The 20,939-nt window shown below is 61.5% G+C and carries 20 protein-coding genes; 9 read left to right on the top strand and 11 right to left on the bottom strand.

All coding sequences use genetic code 11. The features are described from left to right. Positions 1 to 23: 23 nt before the first annotated feature. The 4 genes from Q1B40_RS13875 to Q1B40_RS13860 all read right to left on the bottom strand — a co-directional run bounded on the left by Q1B40_RS13875 (position 24) and on the right by Q1B40_RS13860 (position 3,804). Positions 24 to 1,160, bottom strand: coding sequence for a patatin-like phospholipase family protein (locus Q1B40_RS13875; protein ID WP_299815589.1), 1,137 nt, complete (start codon positions 1,158 to 1,160; stop codon positions 24 to 26). Between the two features lie 327 nt (positions 1,161 to 1,487). Then, positions 1,488 to 2,186: a pirin-like bicupin family protein gene (locus Q1B40_RS13870; RefSeq protein ID WP_299815586.1), complete on the bottom strand. Its 699-nt coding sequence runs from the start codon at positions 2,184 to 2,186 to the stop codon at positions 1,488 to 1,490. Further along, entirely contained in the window at positions 2,183 to 2,803 is a 621-nt protein-coding gene (locus Q1B40_RS13865; protein ID WP_299815583.1) for an alpha/beta hydrolase, read from the bottom strand. Before Q1B40_RS13865 ends, Q1B40_RS13870 begins: the two co-directional genes overlap by 4 nt. 68 nt (positions 2,804 to 2,871) lie before the next feature. Continuing rightward, on the bottom strand, positions 2,872 to 3,804 hold the full coding sequence (locus Q1B40_RS13860; protein WP_299815580.1) for a VOC family protein: 933 nt from the start codon (positions 3,802 to 3,804) through the stop codon (positions 2,872 to 2,874). 127 nt (positions 3,805 to 3,931) lie between these two features. Between Q1B40_RS13860 and Q1B40_RS13855 the strand changes: the two genes are divergently transcribed. Together Q1B40_RS13855 and Q1B40_RS13850 are read left to right on the top strand one after the other, a co-directional pair. Continuing rightward, complete coding sequence (locus tag Q1B40_RS13855; RefSeq protein ID WP_299815577.1) at positions 3,932 to 4,831, top strand: LysR family transcriptional regulator; 900 nt, start codon at positions 3,932 to 3,934, stop codon at positions 4,829 to 4,831. Between the two features lie 112 nt (positions 4,832 to 4,943). Beyond that, entirely contained in the window at positions 4,944 to 5,693 is a 750-nt protein-coding gene (locus Q1B40_RS13850) for a class II aldolase/adducin family protein (protein WP_299815574.1), read from the top strand. On the opposite strand, the gene Q1B40_RS13845 is transcribed toward Q1B40_RS13850, so the two are convergent. Then, positions 5,688 to 6,944, bottom strand: coding sequence for a LysR family transcriptional regulator (locus tag Q1B40_RS13845; RefSeq protein ID WP_299816522.1), 1,257 nt, complete (start codon positions 6,942 to 6,944; stop codon positions 5,688 to 5,690). The two genes, Q1B40_RS13850 and Q1B40_RS13845, sit on opposite strands and share 6 nt — an antisense overlap. 227 nt (positions 6,945 to 7,171) lie before the next feature. On the opposite strand from Q1B40_RS13845, the gene Q1B40_RS13840 reads away from it, so the two are divergent. The 7 genes from Q1B40_RS13840 (at position 7,172) to Q1B40_RS13810 (ending at position 15,771) form a co-directional block, all read left to right on the top strand. Continuing rightward, positions 7,172 to 9,004 carry a thiamine pyrophosphate-binding protein gene (locus Q1B40_RS13840; RefSeq protein ID WP_299815571.1) on the top strand — a complete coding sequence of 611 codons (1,833 nt, stop codon included), beginning with the start codon at positions 7,172 to 7,174 and terminating at the stop codon, positions 9,002 to 9,004. An 82-nt stretch (positions 9,005 to 9,086) separates the two neighbouring features. Beyond that, complete coding sequence (locus tag Q1B40_RS13835; RefSeq protein ID WP_299815568.1) at positions 9,087 to 10,046, top strand: tripartite tricarboxylate transporter substrate binding protein; 960 nt, start codon at positions 9,087 to 9,089, stop codon at positions 10,044 to 10,046. A 42-nt stretch (positions 10,047 to 10,088) separates the two neighbouring features. Further along, a complete protein-coding gene (locus Q1B40_RS13830) occupies positions 10,089 to 10,553 on the top strand; it encodes a tripartite tricarboxylate transporter TctB family protein (protein WP_299815565.1) in 465 nt (154 codons plus the stop codon). 15 nt (positions 10,554 to 10,568) lie between these two features. Beyond that, positions 10,569 to 12,110 carry a tripartite tricarboxylate transporter permease gene (locus Q1B40_RS13825; RefSeq protein WP_299815562.1) on the top strand — a complete coding sequence of 514 codons (1,542 nt, stop codon included), beginning with the start codon at positions 10,569 to 10,571 and terminating at the stop codon, positions 12,108 to 12,110. Further along, a complete protein-coding gene (locus Q1B40_RS13820; protein WP_299815556.1) occupies positions 12,107 to 13,582 on the top strand; it encodes an aldehyde dehydrogenase family protein in 1,476 nt (491 codons plus the stop codon). The genes Q1B40_RS13825 and Q1B40_RS13820 overlap by 4 nt, the downstream gene beginning before the upstream one ends. A gap of 1 nt (position 13,583) precedes the next feature. Next, positions 13,584 to 14,705, top strand: coding sequence for an AbrB family transcriptional regulator (locus Q1B40_RS13815; protein WP_299815553.1), 1,122 nt, complete (start codon positions 13,584 to 13,586; stop codon positions 14,703 to 14,705). Positions 14,706 to 14,781: 76 nt separating this feature from the next. Beyond that, positions 14,782 to 15,771, top strand: coding sequence for an ABC transporter substrate-binding protein (locus tag Q1B40_RS13810; RefSeq protein ID WP_299815550.1), 990 nt, complete (start codon positions 14,782 to 14,784; stop codon positions 15,769 to 15,771). Between the two features lie 90 nt (positions 15,772 to 15,861). On the opposite strand, the gene Q1B40_RS13805 is transcribed toward Q1B40_RS13810, so the two are convergent. The 6 genes from Q1B40_RS13805 to Q1B40_RS13780 form a co-directional block, all read right to left on the bottom strand. Beyond that, positions 15,862 to 16,638, bottom strand: a complete 777-nt coding sequence (locus tag Q1B40_RS13805; RefSeq protein ID WP_299815547.1) for an aldolase/citrate lyase family protein — start codon at positions 16,636 to 16,638, stop codon at positions 15,862 to 15,864. Positions 16,639 to 16,641: 3 nt separating this feature from the next. Then, positions 16,642 to 18,081, bottom strand: a complete 1,440-nt coding sequence (locus tag Q1B40_RS13800) for an NAD-dependent succinate-semialdehyde dehydrogenase (RefSeq protein WP_299815544.1) — start codon at positions 18,079 to 18,081, stop codon at positions 16,642 to 16,644. Positions 18,082 to 18,184: 103 nt separating this feature from the next. Beyond that, positions 18,185 to 19,006, bottom strand: coding sequence for an SDR family oxidoreductase (locus Q1B40_RS13795; protein WP_299815541.1), 822 nt, complete (start codon positions 19,004 to 19,006; stop codon positions 18,185 to 18,187). Beyond that, complete coding sequence (locus tag Q1B40_RS13790; RefSeq protein WP_299815538.1) at positions 19,003 to 20,004, bottom strand: Gfo/Idh/MocA family oxidoreductase; 1,002 nt, start codon at positions 20,002 to 20,004, stop codon at positions 19,003 to 19,005. Before Q1B40_RS13790 ends, Q1B40_RS13795 begins: the two co-directional genes overlap by 4 nt. Further along, positions 19,997 to 20,317: a cupin domain-containing protein gene (locus tag Q1B40_RS13785; protein WP_299815535.1), complete on the bottom strand. Its 321-nt coding sequence runs from the start codon at positions 20,315 to 20,317 to the stop codon at positions 19,997 to 19,999. The genes Q1B40_RS13790 and Q1B40_RS13785 overlap by 8 nt, the downstream gene beginning before the upstream one ends. Beyond that, a complete protein-coding gene (locus Q1B40_RS13780) occupies positions 20,314 to 20,937 on the bottom strand; it encodes an ATP-binding cassette domain-containing protein (protein WP_299815532.1) in 624 nt (207 codons plus the stop codon). Before Q1B40_RS13780 ends, Q1B40_RS13785 begins: the two co-directional genes overlap by 4 nt. Positions 20,938 to 20,939 lie beyond the last annotated feature (2 nt).

Below are 20,939 nucleotides of genomic sequence, written 5' to 3'. Positions count from 1 at the left end.
AGGATGAGGGATTGGCCGGCCAGCTATGAGGCCTTGGCCGTTTTCACCTCGGTTTTGCCGACACATTGCAGCCAGCGCGACAGGTCGAGCGACGATCTGCGTCCAAGGTCGGTCCCGTGGTCGATCAGGAACCGGTCGGCGGCCTCCCGGCCTTCGTCGCGCAGATCCGTCAGGAACTGCCAGGCGGAGTTCATCTTCGACTGACCGCTGCGGTCGTTCATTTCCTTGCTGGTAATCCGGTGCAGTCTCAGATCGGCGATGGGGTCGGCGGCTGTGATGCTGTCGCTCTGCCTGCCGGAGCCCAGTGCGGTGAGGCGCGGAAAGACGCCTGTGCGTTGCGGGGACCCGCGGCGTCTTGCCTGGTGCTGAAGTTCCGCAAGCAGTCTGAGTTCGTCGATCAACGGCGTGTTGAAGGAGATCTCCTTTTCGCGCAAGGCGATTTCGCGGGCGTTCTGCGGAATTGTGGACCGCCGGGTGGGGCTGGTCTGCACAAGCAGTATATCGGAGGCTCCTTTTGTGCGCACCAGCGGCATCAGGCTCGGATTGCCGCTGTATCCGCCGTCCCAGTAGAATTCCCCGTCAAGTTCGATCGCGTGGAAGAGTGTCGGCAGGCAGGCGGATGCGAGGAGGACCTCGCTGCTGATCTCCCGGTTGGAAAAGATACGGGCTTCGCCTGTGGCGACATGGGTCGCCGTGACAAAAAACGCAATCGGAGAGCGGGTTATGACGTCGAGATCGATTGTAGCCCTGATGACACTGCGCAAGGGGTTGAGCCCGACGGGATTGAGCTCGTAGGGAGAGAACATCCGCAGGCCGGTTTCCAGAAACGGCCTGAACATGGCGATGTCGATACCCAGACCGCCCAACACCGCCTGCGAGGTTGCCGCGTTGTAGCGGGTGAGGCGGCCCCGGTCGGACACGTTCCGCCAGAAGGCTTCCAGGGACTGCTGTGCTCCCGATCTGCCTCCTTGAGCAAGGCCGGACACCAGCGCAGCGCCGTTCATGGCCCCGGCGGAGGTGCCGGAAATCGCGTTGATCTGAAAGGATTTTTCGTCGAGGAGGCGGTCCAGAACACCCCAGGTGAAGGCGCCATGCGCTCCGCCACCCTGAAGTGCGAGATTGAGGGAAATGATGCTGGCAGTCGAAACTTGCTGTCTCATTGCCGAATTCCTTTTTCAACAGTCCGGTTCACGCACCGAAGCGGTGGTCACCAGCCCTGATCCTTCTCCTCCTCTTTATCGCTGCAAATCCCGGGTTTCGGCCCGGGATCATGGTGTGACCGTCTCCCGGCGTTGCATCCGCCGATACGGCGGACACCTTCGCTGACAAGATATGCTGCACTGCAGCAATTACTATAGCTATTCACAAAACCGTGAACGCACGGTGCTCCGGCTCTCGATCCGGCGATGGCTTGTCAGTTCCCGGATGTGAAGCGTTCAGGGGGCCGAAAGTTCCGGCCATCCCTGCAGGTTCGCATCGTGGCCCTGTCAGGCCATGTCGAACAGCAGGGCATGGCCATCCGTGAGCCAGGTCAGGGCAGGGATGCCTTCACGGCCGACCTGAAGGCCGTCACCCGATGAGATCCGCTCGCCTGCAAGAGTGGCAAGACCCTCCACCACATGGAGATAGGTCTTTCGTCCGTTTGAAACCGGGACACCTGTTTCCGCGCCCGCAAGCGGATGCACGATGGAGATTTTCGTGTCGGAAAGAAGCCGCAAGGAGGCTTCTCCGGGAGTGCCGCTCGCCACAAGCGACCAGGTTCTTGCAGCCTCAGGCGCGGGAAGAAACGCCTGCTGATAGGTCGGCGTTCCTCCCTGTGTCTCCGGGATCAGCCAGATCTGCAGAAAGTGTGCGGGCTCGGTGTCAGAGGCATTCATTTCCGAGTGCCGGATCCCGCTGCCGGCGGACATGAGCTGCACCTCGCCCGGCGCGATTATGGCCTCGTTGCCGATCGTATCCTTGTGACGCAGCGCGCCGGACAGGACCAGGGTGAGGATATCCATGTCCGCGTGGCCGTGCTCAGCAAAGCCGGAGCCGGGAATGATCCGGTCCTCGTTGATGACACGCAGGGACCCAAAGCCCATCCGCGAGGGATCGCGGAAATTGCCGAAGGAAAACGTGTGGAAGCTGTCCAGCCATCCGGTCCGTGTGTGGCCGCGGCTCATGTTTTCGTGGATGAGAGTCATGATGAATGCTCCGGATCGGTCAGGAAGGCCTGCAGGGCGGCAACCTCCTGTTGCCGGATCTCGTGTCCGCCGTCATGCAGTTCGACCTTCACCTCAGCTTTCTGGTCTTCCAACCAGGAAATCAGGGCTGCGGTCTGCTGGCGCGGGCAGATCGGGTCGCGGCGTCCGGCCGTGATCAGGATGTCCTTTCCGGCAAGACCAGGGTTGGCCTGCGGTGTCCACGGAATGAGCGGATGAAGCAGGGCAACCCGGTCGAAAAGATCCGGCCGGGTGAAGGCCACAGACGCAAGGATGTTGGCGCCGTTGGAATAGCCGAAGGCGTAGACGGGATGACCCGGATTGGCTTCCTTGTGCGCTTCGATGAAGGAGACCATCCTGCCGGTTCTGAGCGCCAGGTCGTCCATGTCGTAAACGCCTTCGCCGGTGCGGCGGAAAAAGCGCAACGCGCCGTGTTCGGAAACATCGCCGCGCGGCGAGACAAGGCCGGCCTCGGGCAGGATTTCGTCGACGAACTGCGAGAACTGGTGCTCGTCGCCTCCCGTGCCGTGAAAGGCGAAAACCAGGGGCGCGCCCGGAGCCGGTTTCTTCGTCAGGGCGTGATAGAGGGAAAGGGACATCGCGTTTCTCGATTCACATGATGGGGCGCGCGGAGCATCGGCTCCGCGCCGCCGGAAAGCGGTTGGTACTAGTCGATGATCGGGCTGAGATTTTGCTCGATCTGTGTCCGGAACTCTTCGTAGCGGCCTGGCAGCTTCAGGGCCTCGCCGAGATGAGCGGTATCCTCGTCCCGGTCGAAACCGGGCTCGTTGGTTGCGACCTCGAACAGGATGCCGCCGGGGGTGCGGAAGTAGATCGCCCAAAAATAGTCCCGGTCGATCACCGGCGTCACCTGGTAGCCCGTGTCGAGAAGCGCCTTGCGGACCTCCAGCTGCGCGGCCCGGTCCTCCACCGCGAACGCGATGTGGTGGACAGATCCGGCTCCCTGACGGCCGCGGCTACCGGACGGGACCGTCTCGATGTCGATGAAATCGGCTCCGTTGCCGCCCTCGACGCCAAAACGCGTCCAGTTGTCCTTGCGGTCGACTTCGCTGTAATTCATGAACTTCAGCAGTTCGGCCGTGCCGCCTGCGTCCTGCAGACGGAAGCTCGCGCCATGGAAACCCTGGATCGCTTCGGCGGAGCCGATACCGCCGGCTGTCCAGCCTTCGCGGTCATCGTTGCCGACCTCGATCAGCGCGAAGCGGTCGCCGTCGGGCCCGTCAAAGCGCAGGCGCTTTTCGCCGAAAACGTCGTCTTCGCCAAGTCCGCCTACATGGTGCCGGGAAAGGCGTTCCTTCCAGTAGCCGAGGGAGCCTTCCGGAACCGTGAAATAGGTTTCTCCGACTTCTCCCGTGCCCTGCCGGCCTCTGGCGATGTGCGGGAAGGGAAAGTAGGTCATGACCGATCCCGGAGTTCCAACCTCGTCGCCGTAATAGAGGTGATAGACTTCCGGATCGTCGAAATTGACGGTTTTCTTGACCCGGCGCAGGCCGAGCGCCTTGGTGAAGAAATCGCTGTTTTGCTGCGCGTTCGCCGCCATTGATGTGACGTGATGCAGGCCCTTGATTTGCTTGAGCATGACCGCTGGTCCTTTGTTTGAAAAAAGCGTTCGTGTTTGCCGTTGACGTGAAAATGGGGCAGCACCAGCCAGTTCGGAATAGCAATAATTTCTATGATATTATTTCATTTTATGAAATTATCAGGCCATGATCGATCTCGGACAGGTTCGCATATTTCTCACGGTTGCCGAGCTAAGGAGCTTTGCCGCTGCCGCACGGCAGCTCGCCATGACGGCGCCCACCGTCACGCGGGCTGTCAGCGCTCTTGAGGAGGATCTGGGAATCCAGCTGCTGCTCAGGACAACACGGCATGTTTCGCTGACCTCTGCGGGGGCGGTGTTCGCGGCTCGTATCCGGCCGCTTCTGGACGACTTTCGCAATGTGACCGAAGACCTGCAGGCGCAGCATGGCGACGTGGCGGGACTGATCCGCATCAACGCGCCGATGTCGCTCGGCCTGCAGATACTGCCCGATGTCGCGTCGGCTTTCCGGGTCGAGTATCCGGGCGCGGCCCTGTCGCTCACTCTCACGGACAGCTTCATCGACATCGTCTCCGACGATTTCGATCTGGCGATCCGCATTTCCGAACCGCCGAAGGACAAGTCGACGATCTGGCGTAAACTCTGCCCGGTCCGGCGCATTCTGGTTGCCTCTCCGGGGTATCTTGCGTCCTTTGGAGAGCCGGAGACACCGGATGACATGGACAGCCATACCTGCCTTGCCTACGACGCGCGCTCGCAGGAGGAGACCTGGGAGTTGCGCTGCCAGGGCAAGACACGCCGGGTCAGGGCCGGGCGGACCCTTGCGGGCAACAACGGCGACCTGATCTCCCGGCTGGCGGAAAACGGCGAGGGGATCGCGCTGCTGCCGCATTTCATTGTCGAGGAAGCGATCTCCAACGGCCGTCTGGTTCAGGTTCTGGAGGACTGGGAGCCGCCGGAGCTGTGGCTGACGCTCTATTATCCGCCCTACGAACGCCTGCCGATGCGGGTGGCGAAGTTCTCTGATTTCTTCGAAAACTATGTCACGCGCACGCGGCCGTTGTGAATGAGGCGCGGCGAACGTTGACTCCCTACCGGGTCCAGGTTTTGACCGGGCTGCCCAATTTCTGGCAATGTCTGCGCCTGCGTTTGATCTCTGTTTCAGGAAACACATTCACATGACCACATTGGACCGGCGGCGGCCGGACGGGACATTTTCGGCAAACGATACCGTCACGCATGCCGTCATCGAAGACCTCGTGACCGCCAACAGGATCCTGGCGGGCGAAGGTGTGCTGGATGCATTCGGGCATATCAGCGTGCGCGATCCGCACGATCCGGGAGCGTTCTTTCTTTCGCGGTCGCGCAGTCCGGAACTGGTGGAGACCAGGGACATCATGCGTTTCGATCTTGAGGGCAACGTGCTGGAGGGCGAGGGGAAGCCTTATCTGGAACGTGTCCTCCACGCGGCAATCCTGGCGGCTCGGCCCGACGTCAATTCGGTCGTGCATCATCATGCGCCGTCCGTGCTGCCTTTCGCGGTTGCCGATGTCGCGCTGCGGCCGGTGTTTCATCTCGGCGCCGTCATGGGAACGCAGGTGCCGGTGTGGGACAGCCAGGACGGTTTCAATGACACAAGCCTCCTGGTATCCGATCTGGACATGGCCCGCTCGCTTGCGCAAACCCTTGGCGCCGAGCCGAGCTGCCTGCTTGCCCGCCACGGCGCGGTCTGCGCAGGGCCCGACATCCGGCAGGCGGTGTTCATCGCGATCTGCATGCGCGACAATGCGGAGGTGCTCATGAACGCCCTTCGCCTTGGAACGCCATCCTATCTGACTGCGGGCGAAATCCGGCAAGCGGCGGCAAAGCATGATGGCGGAGCTCCCGTCGCCCGGGCATGGGAATACTGGGCGCGCCGTTGTTCATGAATGTGCCGGCGTCTTGATCCCCGGTTCAATGAGGGACCCGGGCCTTGTTGCGCCGAGTTCCGCGGCAACCTCGCGCAGGGAGCGCAGAAGGGCGGAAGCCATGGGCGTCGGGGAAAAATCCGAGCGGATGGTAATGCCGACGGGCCGGTAACCGGAACTGATCTCAACCGGCAGGATTTTCAGCACGCGCCAGTCCACTTCCAGATCGACCTGAAACCGTGACAGCAGTGCCAGACGGTCGCCGCGCAGCAGCAGCGAGCGCACGGCCACGACGGAATCCGTTTCGATGACATTGCGCGGTGGCGGCAAGCCCTCGGCGGACAGTGCGGCCTCGAAAAGAGCCCGGATCGGTACGCCGCCGAAGGGTAGCACCCAGCCGTGCTCCAGGCAGTCGGCGAGGCTGACATGATCGCGGGCCGCGAGCGGATGGTTCAGCGCGGCTATGATGGCAATGTCGTCCCGGAACAGTTCCTCGGACTCCAGCCCGCCGATCGGTATCGGTTGGCGGATGGTTCCGGCCAATATATCGATGTTGCCTTCGGCGAGGTCTTTCAAAAGGGCTTCATACGTTCCGTCGACAATGGCGACCTGGGCATCGGGAAAGGTGCACAGAAGCTTTTCAACCGCAACCGGGACGAGCCCGCCGAGGGTCAGGGGCAGGGCGCCGATCCTGATCCTGCCGCCGGTTTCTCCGCGCAGATACCCTATCTCTTCGACCGCCTGGCGAATTTCTGACTGGGCGAGTTTCACCCTCCGCAAGAGAACTTCGCCGGAGCGCGTGAGCTTCATGGCGGTTTTCATGCGGTAGAAAAGGGCTGATCCGATCCGGTTTTCCAGTGTCCGGAGCGATTTGCTCAGGGCCGGTTGCGTCAGTCCGGCCGCCCGTGCGGCGCTGTTGATCGAACCGAAGTCCGCGATACCCAGAAGAGCGGCGAACTCATGATCGGATGCATGTTGGACGAAGGAATATTCTTCGGCTGGAGCATTCCGGTTCAGGCCGCGAAGTTCCGTCTCGCTTCGCCTCAGGTGATACTGGGTTCTCCTGATGCGCGCGATCAGGAGCTTGCCGGCATCTGTCAATGCGAGCGTCCGTGAACTGCGATGAAACAGCACAATGCCGAGTTCGTCCTCAAGGCTCTGCACCGCGCGTGTGACGGCAGGTTGCGTCATGTTGATGAGGCGTGCGGCGCCTGAAAAGCTGCCGGTTTCCGCAACCGATAATGCAACGTGAAGTTTGCGGAGCTTGGGCAGAACGGGCTTCCAATCTGAATGTTATTCTAGCTGGATCAAGGGAGAGAATTTTTTCAATATTTCTCAACATTTTTTGCCGGTCTGTCAAAGTGCGATTGGAAGGCATATAACCAAAATGCATCAATCGATAGCAGATGGCATTTCCCTGCATCCGGTTTTCTGCCCACTATTGATCTCGATAAGCAGGCTGAAAAATTCAAACAGGCCGGCACGGGAGGAAAACGGATATGGACGAGATTCGCCGCCATGGCGAAAGCGGGCCAATCTGGCTCGACGAGCTGGAAAATCCCGTTCCATGCGAGACCACTGTCCTGCAATGGGGCAGCGATGCGGTTGCCGAACTTCTGCGTCTTTTTGAAATTCCCTACATTGCCCTGGTTCCCGGTTCGAGTTTTCGTGGGCTGCATGACTCGCTGGTCAATTATCTCGGCAATATCGATCCGAAGATGGTGGTGTGCCTGCATGAGGAGCATGCGGTTGCCATAGCCGACGGCTACGCCCGAGTGACCGGCAGGCCCATGGCGGTGGCGCTTCATTCCAACGTCGGCCTGATGCATGCTTCCATGAGCATCTACAACGCCTGGTGCGATCGCATGCCGATGCTGATCATCGGGGCGACCGGACCGGTCGATGCGGACAAACGGCGGCCCTGGATCGACTGGGTGCATACATCCAGGGACCAGGGTGCCCTGATCCGTCCGTTCATCAAGTGGGACGACCAGCCGGCTTCGGTGGAAGCATCGATCGAGTCTCTTCTGCGTGCCTATCAGATCACGACCACGCCGCCCCAGGGGCCAGCTTACGTATGCCTTGACGTGAGCACGCAGGAGGAAAAACTCGGGCGGGAGATATCCATTCCAGACGTGACGCGGTTTCAGGCGCCTGAACCTCCGGCTCCGGGCAAGGCCGATCTTGAAAAGGTGATCGCAGCCCTGGAACGGTCGCGGCGTCCGGTGTTCCTGTTCGGCCGAATGGACCGAGGCATGCCGGAATGGAACCGCAGGATCGCGTTGGCCGAAGCTTGTGGCGCCGCCGTGATGACCAGCATTCACAACCCCTCGGTCTTTCCGACACCGCACCGCCAGCACCTGCTGCCGCCGTGCGGGGAGACCAGAAGCCGTGCGGAGCAGGAACTTATCTCCGAGGCCGATCTCATCATGTCTTTCGACTGGATGGATCTTGCCGGTTACCTCAGAAGCTGCACCGGGAAGTCCCAGACCCAGGACCCGCTGGATTGCCCGATTATCCATTGCTCGCTGGATTCAACCGTAACCAACGGCTGGAGCATGGATCATCAGGCACTGTCGGCGGCCGACACCAACATTCTGGCGCATCCGGACACCTTCGTATCCGCACTGCTGGAAAGGCTCGAGAGCCGTGCAGCAGCTGATTCAAGCTCATGGGATTTCGACAGGACGCATTGGTCGGACAGGTTGCCTGCCGAGGCTCCCGGTACAGTGCCCGGGAAGATTTCTCTCGGCGATTTCGCGCTCGGCATTCGTGCCCATGCCAGAGCTGAAGACGTCACTCTGGTGCGACTGCCGCTCGGCTGGCCGGTGGCCGCAAGCCATTTTGATCATCCGTTGTCCTATCTCGGCAAGGATGGCGGCGCGGCCGTCGGGGTCGGTCCCGGACATGCCGTGGGTGCGGCGCTGGCGCTCAAGGACAGTGGCAGGATCGTCACCGCTGTCCTGGGAGACGGCGACACGCTGATGGGCATAAACGCGCTTTGGACAGCCAGCCATCTGAAAGTGCCGCTGCTGATAATCGTCGCCAACAACACATCCTATTTCAACGACGAGCGTCATCAGGAACGGATGGCCGATGCGCGCGGCCGGCCCGCAGACAACAAGTGGATCGGCCAGCGCCTCACCGATCCGCAGGTCGATATCCGCGCGATGGCGGCAGCGCAAGGTTTCGAAACGATCGGCCCGGTCAAGAGCCGGGCGGACCTTGAGACGGCGATAAGGGAGGCGACCGTGAAGGTTCGCGCCGGCGGCAGGGTCCTGATCGATGCCGCGATAGAAGACGGCTACGCAAACGACTTTGGCCAGCAGTAACCCCTCCGGGGAGGCGGGGCGGCTGGTACAAACCCGGCGACAAGACCGGGAGGAAATAAAACGAAAATCGGAGGAGAACGAAATGACTGCAACGATGATGAAGAAACTGGCCCTGGCGGCGGTCGCTGCCGGCCTGGCCTTTCCGGCGGTACCGGCGCTTGCCGAGTATCCGGACAAACCGATCACGATGTATATCGGCTTCAATCCGGGCGGCGCCGTCGACACGACCGCGCGGCTGATCCAGAGAAACCTTGAAAAGGAACTCGGCGTTCCGGTTGTCGCGGTCCAGAAACCCGGTGGTGGCGGCACGGTGATGGCCACCACCCTGATGCATGACAAGCCGGACGGTTACACTATCGGCATGGGTGCCAGCGCGGCCTTCGTTCTCGCGCCCTTGCTCAATTCGGACATCCAGTTCGAACTGGACGGGTTCGATCACATTGCTACCGTTTCCTATCCGCAGGATGCGCTTGTGGTACGTGCCGATTCACCCTGGAACTCTTACGCCGACATGATCAAGGACGCCAAGGACAACGACAAGGCGCTGTCCCTGTCCTCGCAGGTGTCCGTGTCACGACTGATGGCGATTGCCATTGAGGAAAAGGAAGGCGTGAAGTTCAATATAGTCCCGGTCAAGGGCGGCAAGGCCGGCATTCAGAACGTCCTTGGCGGCCATACCGATCTGACCTGGGGCGCTTCGGGCTGGCATGGCCAGGTGAAGGCCGGCGAAATGAAGCCGATCCTGTCGCTGGGCTATGTCCGCAATCCGGACTTCCAGGATATTCCGACCCTGCAGGAACTGGGCATCGACTACGCTTTTGTCGATACATTCATGCTGTCGGCTCCCAAGGGGCTGCCGGAAGACGTCAAGGCAAAGCTGTCTGCTGCCGTCAAGGCCGCGCTCACACCGGAACTGGCTGCTGAGCTTCAGTCCAAGATGTATCTTTCCGCCGATTACCGGACACCGGAAGAGACGCTTGACTATCTGAAGATGCAGCGTGAGCAGGTGAAGCCTTTCGTCGAGAAGATGCTGGCTCAATAACGGCCACGCACCGGGCTTACCGGAGATTTGCGGGAGGGAATTGTGCGCAAAAGCGATATCGCGAGCGGCCTCGCCCTGACAGTGTTCGGACTGGTCAGCCTGTGGCTGATCATTCCGGCCCAGATCAGCGGTCATTCCGACTACGGGCTTGCGCCTGATTTCTTCCCGCGCCTCCTCATGTGGTTCTTCGTGCTGCTGGCGGCCGCGCTGGCCGGCAGCAGAATGATCGAAGCGCGGCGAGGCGCCGCCGCCGCGCAGGAAAAGTCACCGATGGAACCAGCCGACTGGCTGTTCATCGGCGGGGCTGCGGTGGTGCTGGCGATTGCCTTTTTTCTGATGGAACATGCGGGGTTCGTCTGGGCCGGTGTCTTCGCCGTTTTCTGCGGTGGCCTAGCGATGGGCAATCTGCGCAAACACCCGGTCCGTCTCGCCCTCATGTGCACAGTCGCACCAGTGGTCGTCTACATGGTGTTCAGGCACCTGTTCCTTGTCTACCTGCCGACATAGGCTCTGAGTGGAATAATGGAAACAATCCTTGCCGGCATTTCCGATGCCTTCACGCTTGTCAATATCGGTTATATCGCCTTCGGCGTCTTCATGGGCATCATGGTCGGCGCCATTCCCGGCCTCAACGGACCGATGGCGATCGCTGTTGCAGTGCCTCTGACCTACTACATGACGCCGCTGGCCGCCGTTGCCTTTCTGATCGGCATCAACAAGGGCGGCACCTATGGGGGCTCCGTTTCCGCGATCCTGCTCAATACGCCAGGCTCGCCGGAATCCACCTCAACCGCTTTCGACGGCTATCCGCTGGTCAAGAAGGGGAAGGGCCTGAAGGCGCTGAAGATGGCGCTCTACTCGTCCGTCTCCGGCGACATTTTTTCAGATATCGTCCTGTTCACCGTTGCCGCGCCCCTGGCGATCATCGCATTGAAAATGGGGCCTGCGGAAATGGCCGCCGTCTTCGCCTTTTCGCTGACAATCGTCGCGGGGCTGAGCGGCAACTCCCTGCTGCGCGGGCTGATTGCGGCTGTGCTGGGCGCCTTCCTGTCGACGGTGGGGCTCGACATCGAGACGGCGCAGCCGCGCCTGACCATGGGCATCAGCGATCTCATCGAAGGTATTCCCATCATTCCGATGACAATCGGTCTGCTGGCGCTGTCGGAGATCCTGATCCAGATCGAGACGACACTGCTCGGCCGGGAAACGGACACGGGCCGCAACAGGATCTTCAGCAAGGACCTGCCGCGGGAAGATCGCCGCGTGTCCTTTGCCGAATATAAAAGCTGCCTGAGGACCATTGTCCGCTCAGCCCTCATCGGGACGGGCGTCGGCGCGGTTCCGGGCATCGGTGCGATAGTGGCGGGATTCCTCGGATATGGCGCGGCGAAAAGAGCCTCGAAACATCCCGAGGAATTCGGCACCGGAAAACTGGAGGGCATCGCTGCAACGGAAGCTGCGAACAGCGCCGTCATCGGCGCCAACCTGATCCCGCTGCTGGCGCTTGGCATTCCCGGCAGCCTGTCCGCCGCGATCCTTATCGGGGCGTTCCTGATGCATGGTGTCGATCCCGGCCCCCTGATCTTTCAGGAGCACGGCCGGCTGGTCTACGGCATTTTCGCCGCGATGTTCCTGGCGAACTGGATCAACTTCGCCATCGGCAATTTCGGATTGCGCTTCTTTGCTCTCCTGGTCAGCGTGCCCAAAGGGATCATCCATCCCATCCTGGTGATCTTCTGCATTGCAGGCGCTTACGCCAATGGCAACGCGATGTTCTCTGTTGCGGTCATGATGGTCTTCGCCGTCGTCGGCTATTTCATGCGCAAACTGGACTTCTCCTTTGCGACCTTCATCATCGGTTTCGCGCTGGGCGGCACTTTCGAACAATCGGTGCGCCAGTCGGTAATCCTTTTCAAGGATCAGCCGCTGCAACTCTTTCAACACCCGATCGTCCTGCTGTTTGCGGCGCTGACGGTCTTCTCCCTCTGGCGCATCGCCCGAACCAAGAGCCGGATCGCACCTGTGCGCTCACCGGATGCAACCGTACCGGAGAACCGACCATGACGGCACATCGTCCGAGTGACTTTCAGATACGCTTTCCCGAGCAGCGACAACTGTATTACGGCGGCGGGTGGCATGCCGCGCGCAATGGGCAGGTCCGTCCTTGCGGCAGTCCGGCAACAGGCGAAAGTTACGGGGAAGCAAGTTACGCGGACCCGGACGACATGCGCGCGGCGATCGAAGCCGCGCACAAGGCCTTTCCCGCGTGGCGCGACACCCCGCCCCTGGAGCGGGCTAGGCAGTTGCGCCAGATCGCCGACATCCTGCGGGCGCACAAGGAAGAGCTTGCGCTGGTCGATGCGGCGGACAGCGGCAATCCTGTTGCTGCCATGCTGAAGGACGTGGACATCGCGGTCAGCCAGCTCGATTTCTTCGCCGGTCTGGTGACGGAAATGAAAGGCGACAGCATTCCGATGGGACCGGACGCGGTGAATTTCACGGTTCGCGAACCGCTTGGCGTTGTCGGACGGATCGTTGCCTTCAACCATCCACTCATGTTTTGCGCGGGGAAAATGGCAGCACCTCTCGCCGCCGGCAATACGGTCGTGATGAAACCGGCCGAACAGGCGCCTCTTTCGGTGCTGCGTTTGCTGGAACTGATCGACGGGATCCTTCCAGCAGGTGTACTGAACGTCGTTCATGGCGGTGTGGACGCCGGAGCGGTCCTGGCGAGCCATCCGCTGGTGGCTAAGGTCGGGCTGATCGGCAGTGTGCCGACAGGACGGGCGGTGATGACGGGGGCCTCCGGAACGCTCAAGGACGTGATGCTGGAACTCGGCGGCAAAAACGCGTTGATCGCCTGCGCCGATGCCGATGTCGAAAAGACGGCGAGGGGCATCGTTGCAGGCATGAATTTCGCCTGGTGCGGACAGTCCTGCGGCTCAACCAGCCGCGCGTTCCTGCATGAGGATATTCACGACGCGGTGCTGGAACGGGTGGTCGACCTTTGCGGTGCGTTCCAGCCGGGCAATCCGGCTGACATGGCAACGACCATGGGCGCGCTCGTGAGCAAGAGCCAGCATGAGCGGGTCCTGGGCTACATCCGCAAAGGTCAGGAGGAGGGCGCCCGGCTGGTCTGCGGTGGCAAGGTGCCGAATGCGCCGGGTCTGGAAAACGGTTTCTTCATCGAGCCGACAGTGTTTGCAGATGTCACGCCGGACATGACGATTGCACGGGAGGAAATCTTCGGCCCGGTCCTGTCGGTTCTGAAGTGGTCAGATGAAGCCCGGATGATGTCGGCAGTCAACGGGGTCGAGTACGGGCTGACCTGTGCGATCTGGACCCGGGACCTGGTACGCGCCCATCGTCTTGCGCGGCAGGCCGATGCCGGCTTCGTGTGGGTCAACAAATCGGGCGCACATTTCCTCGGGGCGCCTTTCGGAGGCGTCAAGCAATCCGGTATCGGCCGTGAGGAATGCATCGGTGAGATGCTTGCGTTCACCAGAGAAAAGAACATCCATATAAATCTGGATTGACGTGAAACACAGACCCGCTCAGGCATTTCTGGCCGCCATGTCACCCCAGCTTGTCGTCAAGCGCGTGCGAACGCCGCTTGCGACCCTGGCGATCGCGTCACTCGGCGGTGCGGCCGCCGCGTGGATCGGACTGCCGCTGCCCTGGCTGATCGGCGCTCAGATATCCCTGTGTGCCGTTGCTCTCATGGGCGTTCGGCTCTTCGGGCAGGCCCCTTCATGGCCCGCCGGTTCAAGAGGGTTGTTCCTGCCGATCCTTGGCCTCATGGTCGGCAGCGCCTTCACGATGGAAATTCTCCAGACAATTCCTGATTGGTGGCCAAGCCTTCTGGCCCTGACGGTCTTTCTGGTCGTTGCCCACGGACTTGTCTTCGCGGTTTTTCTGCGTATCGGGCGCTATGACATTCCAACCGCGTTCTTTGCCTCCTTTCCCGGCGGCTTCCTGGAAGCAATTCTGCTCGGCGTCAGGGCGGGCGGCGATGAGCGCATTATTCAGGTGCAGCATTTCCTGCGTATTTCCCTGATCGTTTTCCTGATCCCCATCGGTTTCTGGCTCTATGAAGGTCAACTCGTTGGCAGCATGAGCGATGTTGCGGCAGTTGCCGGCAGTGCGAAACCGGTCTGGAGCGATTATCTTGTCCTTGCTCTCGCAGGCATATCGGGGACGCTTTTCGCCCGCCGCTTCAGGCTTCCCGCACCGGATATTTCGGGCGCAGTCCTCTTCGGCGCGACGGTCAATATCATCGGCCTGACCCATGGCGCGACGCCGCCGCAAATGCTGATTGCAGTCACGCAGCTCGTGGTTGGAACATCACTTGGCGTTGGGTTTGTCGGCATTGCCTGGCGCGATCTGGTTCAGGCGTTCGGTCTTTCCGTCGCGGCGTTCCTGATCACCATGTCGCTTGCGCTCGGTACAGCGATCGCTCTGCATGACTGGCTGGGCGCCGATATCGAGAGCCTTCTGCTGGCTCTGGCTCCTGGAGGCCTTGCCGAGATGAGTCTGATCGCCCTTACCCTGAGCCTGAGTGTTCCGTTTGTCGTGCTTCACCATCTTTACCGGATCACCTTCACGGTGCTGGTCATTCCGCATGCCTACAGGTTCATTCGTGATCGGTTCGGCGCATGAGGGACCGGAAAGGCCCGGAAATACGATAACCGGATTGGCGAGGACGCCGTCCCCTGTGAAAGGAGAAACCTGTTTCATGACCGACCTGAATTTGTCCATCGCCGTCGGGGACTACGACCGCATGCGGCCTTTGTTCAACGGTGACATCAAGATCGACGGTGTCGACCCGGTATTTCTGCGTCTGAGCCCGGAGGAAATTTTCTTTCGCGCCTTCAGGCACGCGGATTTCGATGTCTGCGAATTGTCGCTGAGTTCCTTCGCGGTCAAGACCGCGAACGGCGATTGCCCCTATGTCGGCATACCTGTCTTTCCTTCCCGGGCGTTCCGGCATACTTCCATCTATGTCCGCAAGGATCGCGGGATCGAAAGCCCGGCGGATTTGAAAGGCAAGCGGATCGGGCTGCCCGAGTACCAGTTGACCGCGAATGTCTGGGCGCGGGCGCTGATGGAGGATGAATTCGGTGTGGCGCCGCGCGATGTCGAATGGATACGCGCCGGGATCGAGGAGCCTGGACGGCCGGAGAAGATAAAACTCAATCTGCCGTCGGATGTGAAGCTTTCCGACGCGCCGGACGGCAGCACACTGTCTGGTCTCCTGCGCAGCGGCGATATCGATGCCATGATCGGCCCGCGCATTCCCTCATGCTTCGGAGAAGCGAACCGGGTCGGTTGGGCATTCGAGGACCCGCGCGCGGCCGCGATGGACTATTACCGGCGCACGAAGATCTTTCCGATTATGCATATCGTCGGGATCCGCAGGGACCTGGCCGAGGCTCATCCCTGGCTTGCGGCCACGTTGGTGAAGGCGTTCAGCGCAGCGAAGAGTCTGTGCGCGGAACGGCTGTCCGACACGTCGGCGACCAAGGTCATGCTACCCTTTGTCGAGGAGCAGGTTCACGAGACCAGGAAGCTCATGGGAGACGACTACTGGTCCTACGGACTGAATGCCAACCGGCATGTGCTGGAGACCTTCCTGCATCACCATCACGCCCAGGGCCTGTCGTCACGCAAGGTCGATCCGGAAGAGCTCTTCGATCCGAGCACGTTCGAGAGCGCGGTGATCTAGATGTGAGCCTTCGTTGCTGAAGTCTCCGGCTCTTCCTGTTCGGATTTGCAAGAGCGAATTGACGAACGACGCGAACCGAAGCCTATCGTTTTACCGGGGATCGTCGCCGAAAAAAGCGGAAACGGTATCGGCAGCGCCGGCCTCGATGAAGCGCGCGTCGGAGCTGATGGTGACCATGTTCATGCCACGCTCCGCAGCACCCCTGGCATAGGACGCCGATCCGCAATGGAGGCAGCAGACGAGATTTGCCGCGGCGGCGGTCCGGCGGATGTGCTCGATGAGTTCGAGCATTTCCGGTTCCTGCCGGTCGAACCCCGGACCGAACCCGAACGCGGATCCGAGATCCGCCGGGCCGATATAGACGCCGGTCAGTCCGGGCACCTTGAGGATCTCCTCAAGCGATTCCACCGCAGACTTTGTTTCGATCATCGCAAGGGTGACGATCTCTTCGTTTGCCCGCGCAGGGTAGTCGGGTCCCCATGCCAATCTTGCGCGCACCGGACCGAAGCTCCGGTTGCCCTCCGGCGGATAGCGGCAGGCGGAGACGAAGCGCTCCGCATCCGCCGCCGTCTCGATCATCGGGGCGATAAGGCCGAGGGCGCCTGCGTCCAGCGCCCGCATGATCGCCGCCTCGTCGACCCAGGGGACCCTGACCAGCGGTGTGGTGCCGGACTTCTCGATCACCGGCAGCAGCGACAGGAGGTCGGAATAATCCGCAGTGCCGTGCTGCATGTCCACCGTGAGTGCGTTCCAGCCCGCCACCGCCATGGCTTCGGCGCTGAGGACCGAGGGTACGGCAAGCCAGCCGTTGACGGCGGTGCGGCCGTCCTCCCAGATACGGCGCAGCGGGTTGGAAAAATGTGTCATGCGTCAGCCTGCCATAATGTGGGAGAGTTTGGTGTTCTGATAGTCGCGAATGGCTTCGCGGCCGCCCTCCCGGCCCATGCCGGAATGATCGACTCCGCCGAAAGGGGCTTCGGCATGGGCGATCATGAAGGTGTTGACGCCGACCATACCGGCGTGCAGGCGCTTTGACAACGCTTCTGCCTTGGCGTGACTGCCGGTAAAGGCATAGGCCGCCAGACCGTAGGGCGTGGCGTTGGCGCGCGTGATGGCTTCGTCGAACGTCTCGAAACGGGCGATCGGGGCGACCGGCCCGAAAGGCTCCTCGCTCATGATCTGTGCCGTGTCCGGAACGTCGGCCAGCACCGTCGGCTCCAGGAAATAGCCTGCATTGCGATCCGCGGGGCGGGACCCGCCGGTGACCAGCGTTGCGCCCCGGGTAACCGCGTCGGCGATCAGCCGCTCGACCTTTTCCCTGCCTGTGTCCCGGGTCAGCGGTCCCATTGTCACCGCCGGATCCTGGCTGTCGCCGACCACAAGAGCCTCGGCCTCGGACTTGAAGGTGGCGATGAACCGGTCGGCGACGCTGTCTTCGACATAGAAGCGATTGGGCGCGATGCAGACCTGACCGGCATTGCGGAACTTGAAGCCGGCGCATTGGACAGCGGCGGCTTCCACATCGGTGTCGGCACAGATGACCACGGGAGAATGACCGCCGAGTTCCATCGAACAGCGCTTCATGGTCCTGGCGGCATCTGCCACCAGCATCTGTCCGACACGCGTCGAACCGGTGAGCGAGATCTTGCGAACCTCGTCGGCATCCATGATCCGCGGCGTGATGTCCTGCGTCCTTCCCAGCAGCAGCTGGACGACACCAGCGGGAACACCCGCTGCGACGCAGGCTTCAACGATCAGCGTGGTGGTCATCGGCACCTGCTCGGACGGGCGCACGAGTATCGGACAGCCGGCTGCCAGAGCCGGAGCGATTTTCCGGCAGGGCAGGTTGACCGGAAAATTCCAGGCCGTGAAGGCGGCAGCGATACCGACCGGTTCGTGCTCGATCAGCAGACGCCCGCCCTGGCGCGAGGGGATCGTCTCGCCGAAGAGCCGTTCGGCTTCGCCGGCATACCATTCAAACTGCTCGATCGCCGCGCCGACTTCTCCGGCGGACTGGGTGTAGGGCCGGCCGATTTCCAGGGACAGGGCCCTGGCGATATCATCTGTGCGGGCGCGCATCTCCGCGGCGATTGACCTGAGCACCCGACCGCGTTCCCAGCCGTGCACCAGGGGCCATGTCTTCATGGCCGCGCGCGCGTGCGACAGGGCCTCGGTGACCTCCGCCTCCCCGCAGGAGGGAGCTTCCCAGAGCGTTTCGCCGTTGCAGGGATTGATCACCGCGATCGGCGCGGCGCTCCCGGAAGTTCGAAAGTCTCCCCCGATCAGAAGTTTGGGCTGCATGTCCGTCATTTTATTACCTGTTCATGATCGTGCGTCGGAAAATGTCCGGTTCGGGCGCTGCAGAGCAGCAGGTCGTCCGTGTCGAGCCATTGTGGACACCGGAGTTTGAAAGTCATTGCGAGGCCGTCACTCCGCCGTCCACATAAACAACCTGTCCGGTCATGTAGCTGCCTGCCTCGGAGGCGAATGTGATCACTTGTCCGGCGACTTCCATCGGGTCGCCGATCCGTCCGAGGGGATTGCGTTCCAGGATGAAATCCCGGAAGGCGGGCTTGTCGAGATGAGGCCGGATGCGGTCCGAGCGGATGAAGGTCGGGGCGACGCCGTTGACGGTTATGCCGTGCGGGGCAAGCTCCATTGCGTGCTGCTTGACGAGCATGGCCAGACCGCCCTTGGTCGCGCAATAGGCGGAGTAGCCACGTCCTCTGAGGGCAAGTTGCGAGCGCACGGACAACAGGTGAATGTGCCGGCCCGAAGTACCGCGGCTGATCTGGTCGCGGGCTACCGACTGGGCCAGAAACATCGCCGATTTCAGGTTGGTCTCGTACATCTCGTCGAACGTCTCTTCCGTCACTTCCATCAAGGCTTGTTCGCGCTGAATGCCGACGCAATTGACCAGGACGTCGATCCCACCCATCAGCGACACGGCTTCCCGGCTGCAGGCCTCGATGGCGCTTACCTTGCGGGCATCGAGAGCCAGCCCGTGAGCCCGTCCGCCGAGAGCCGCAATCCGATCGGCAAGCGCAACGGCTTTCTCCAGCGTGGGGCCGGCGATCACCACTTCCGCGCCCAGCCGTGCCATGGCGATGGAGATCGCCTCGCCGATGGCACCGTATCCGCCCGGCACGAATACCCTCAGTCCGGTGATGTCGAACAGGCGGTCCACGACCTTGAGATCGATTTCAGGCGTCAGGCTGCCTGTCGGATGGTTCATGACCCCACCTCCACTCCGGCGGCGCGATAGACGCTTTCCATCAGCCGCAATGTCTCCAGATTGTCCAGCCGGTCCGTCTCGAAGGGCGTTCCCTGCTGCAGCCCGGTGACGAAAGCGGCCATGGTCAGGTCGAAACATTCCTGATAGCGGCCGAGCAGATCCACCACCTCGGCGCTGTCTTCCTCGCCGACCACGAAGATCCGGTTCAACTCCATGACGATGGTGCCCGTGGTGCCTATCACCTCGAGCCGGTCGCCATGCAGTTGCGGGTATCCCGGAGCGACAAGGCAGCCGTCGGCCGTCGCGATGAACCCGTTCTCGCCTTCAAGCAGGATCGAGGCGGTGTCTTCGCCGGGCAGTCCTTCCGCAAGGCGGTTGAGCCGGGCGGCGACGACCTTCAGCGGCCCGCACAGGCACCTGAGCACGTCGAGATGATGGATCATCGTTTCGAAGACGAGATTGCGCTTGAAGCCGGTCAGGTAGGGCTGGCGCTCCACGAGGAAGGGCACCGTGCCCTCGCGGGCGCACAGGCCGGATCCCCGGCAGGAAATGGCGGCATGACGGACCCGGCCGATGCGGCCGCCATCAATCCAGCGCCGGACGGTCATGTAGTGCGGACGGAAGCGATAGTTTTCATGGACCATGAACCGCACGCGCTCTCCGACATGGTCGACGAGCCGTTCCGCTTCCGCCACGGTTTCCGTCAGCGGTTTCTGGCACATGATGTGGACGCCGTGATCGGCGGCCAGTCGTGCGACCGGTCCATGCGCACCAACGGAGGCGGCGATGTCGACGGCGTCTATGCCACCGTCGCTGAACATGGCGGCTGCATCCGAATAGACCCGTGACACGTTGAATTCCGCAGCGCGGGCTTCTGCCTTGGCCCGGTCCGTGTCGCAAAGGGCGACAAGCTCCACCCCAGCCGATTGCCAGGCCCTGAGATGATAGACGCTGATCATGCCGCAGCCGACCACGGCGACGCGAAGGGGACTAGCCATGAGCATCTCCGAATGAGCCGTAGCCGTAGTGCCAGGTCGACCCTTCCGGGGAGAGGGTAAGCAAGGTGTGGCTGGCATGGGCGGGAATGAGGACCAGATCTCCGGGACCGCAGCGGGCCGTTTCTCCGGCCACCTCGATTGTCATGTCACCACTGGCGACGACGACGAATTCGTCGGTGTCGTGAACGAAATCCGCCCAGAGTTGGCCCGGCGGGTCGTCAAACGTTCCGAAGGAGAACCCGGGAAAGTCTGCCTTGATCGCGTCTGCCGTGACCGGCACGGGATAGACGTCTTTTCGAAAAACTGTGCTCATGCCGCACGCTCCGTCAGTAGGTCGCCGAGATATGCCTGTGCAGGTTCGTGTGCGAGCAGGGTCTGATAGTCGGCGAAGGGTGTCACGGTACCTTTTTCGACGAAGATGAAACTCTCGCAGACCTCCTGCACGATCTCCAGATGGAAGCGCTCGTTGGGGTGAACGCACAGAAAGACCAGACGGCCTTCGGCACGCAGCTTGCGGAAAAAGTCGAGCATGAAACCGATATAACCGTCCTGGGTGTTGAACTGGGGTTCGTCGAACAAATGCAGCAGCGGGTAATCCGAACGGGCCGGCTCCATCAGCATGTTCGGTTTGAATGAGCGGAAATGGCGTACCTGATAGGATTGATGATAATGGATCGCCAGCCGGTCGCGCTGATCCGTGCGGATCTTGTGAATGTTGCGCCCGGCGACGAGAACCTCTCCTGAAGTTGGAACATTCGAACCGGTGATGAGTTCGAACAGGGTGGTCTTGCCGGAACCGTTCGGACCCATCATGCCGACCACTCCGGGGGTGTCGATCCTGAAATCGGCGCTCAGGCGGAAAGCCGGTGTCCGGTCCAGACGGCTTTTCGTGTAGATCTTCTCTAGGTTTCGGACTTCCAGCATTCCGGTCATGG

The organism is uncultured Roseibium sp., from assembly GCF_947496995.1.
Lineage (GTDB): Bacteria > Pseudomonadota > Alphaproteobacteria > Rhizobiales > Stappiaceae > Roseibium.
The sequence above is the reverse complement of the archived record's forward strand: the minus strand, read 5'-3'. Positions and strand labels throughout refer to the sequence as shown.

Coding starts and splice junctions, on each gene's coding strand:
- Q1B40_RS13795 (WP_299815541.1), bottom strand. CDS start 19,006: ATGAACCATCCGACAGGCAGCCTGACGCCTGAAATCGATCTCAAGGTC.
- Q1B40_RS13870 (WP_299815586.1), bottom strand. CDS start 2,186: ATGACTCTCATCCACGAAAACATGAGCCGCGGCCACACACGGACCGGA.
- Q1B40_RS13820 (WP_299815556.1), top strand. CDS start 12,107: ATGACGGCACATCGTCCGAGTGACTTTCAGATACGCTTTCCCGAGCAG.
- Q1B40_RS13835 (WP_299815568.1), top strand. CDS start 9,087: ATGACTGCAACGATGATGAAGAAACTGGCCCTGGCGGCGGTCGCTGCC.
- Q1B40_RS13810 (WP_299815550.1), top strand. CDS start 14,782: ATGACCGACCTGAATTTGTCCATCGCCGTCGGGGACTACGACCGCATG.
- Q1B40_RS13850 (WP_299815574.1), top strand. CDS start 4,944: ATGACCACATTGGACCGGCGGCGGCCGGACGGGACATTTTCGGCAAAC.
- Q1B40_RS13780 (WP_299815532.1), bottom strand. CDS start 20,937: ATGACCGGAATGCTGGAAGTCCGAAACCTAGAGAAGATCTACACGAAA.
- Q1B40_RS13790 (WP_299815538.1), bottom strand. CDS start 20,004: ATGGCTAGTCCCCTTCGCGTCGCCGTGGTCGGCTGCGGCATGATCAGC.
- Q1B40_RS13860 (WP_299815580.1), bottom strand. CDS start 3,804: ATGCTCAAGCAAATCAAGGGCCTGCATCACGTCACATCAATGGCGGCG.
- Q1B40_RS13800 (WP_299815544.1), bottom strand. CDS start 18,081: ATGACGGACATGCAGCCCAAACTTCTGATCGGGGGAGACTTTCGAACT.
- Q1B40_RS13825 (WP_299815562.1), top strand. CDS start 10,569: ATGGAAACAATCCTTGCCGGCATTTCCGATGCCTTCACGCTTGTCAAT.
- Q1B40_RS13785 (WP_299815535.1), bottom strand. CDS start 20,317: ATGAGCACAGTTTTTCGAAAAGACGTCTATCCCGTGCCGGTCACGGCA.
- Q1B40_RS13865 (WP_299815583.1), bottom strand. CDS start 2,803: ATGTCCCTTTCCCTCTATCACGCCCTGACGAAGAAACCGGCTCCGGGC.
- Q1B40_RS13875 (WP_299815589.1), bottom strand. CDS start 1,160: ATGAGACAGCAAGTTTCGACTGCCAGCATCATTTCCCTCAATCTCGCA.
- Q1B40_RS13855 (WP_299815577.1), top strand. CDS start 3,932: ATGATCGATCTCGGACAGGTTCGCATATTTCTCACGGTTGCCGAGCTA.
- Q1B40_RS13840 (WP_299815571.1), top strand. CDS start 7,172: ATGGACGAGATTCGCCGCCATGGCGAAAGCGGGCCAATCTGGCTCGAC.
- Q1B40_RS13805 (WP_299815547.1), bottom strand. CDS start 16,638: ATGACACATTTTTCCAACCCGCTGCGCCGTATCTGGGAGGACGGCCGC.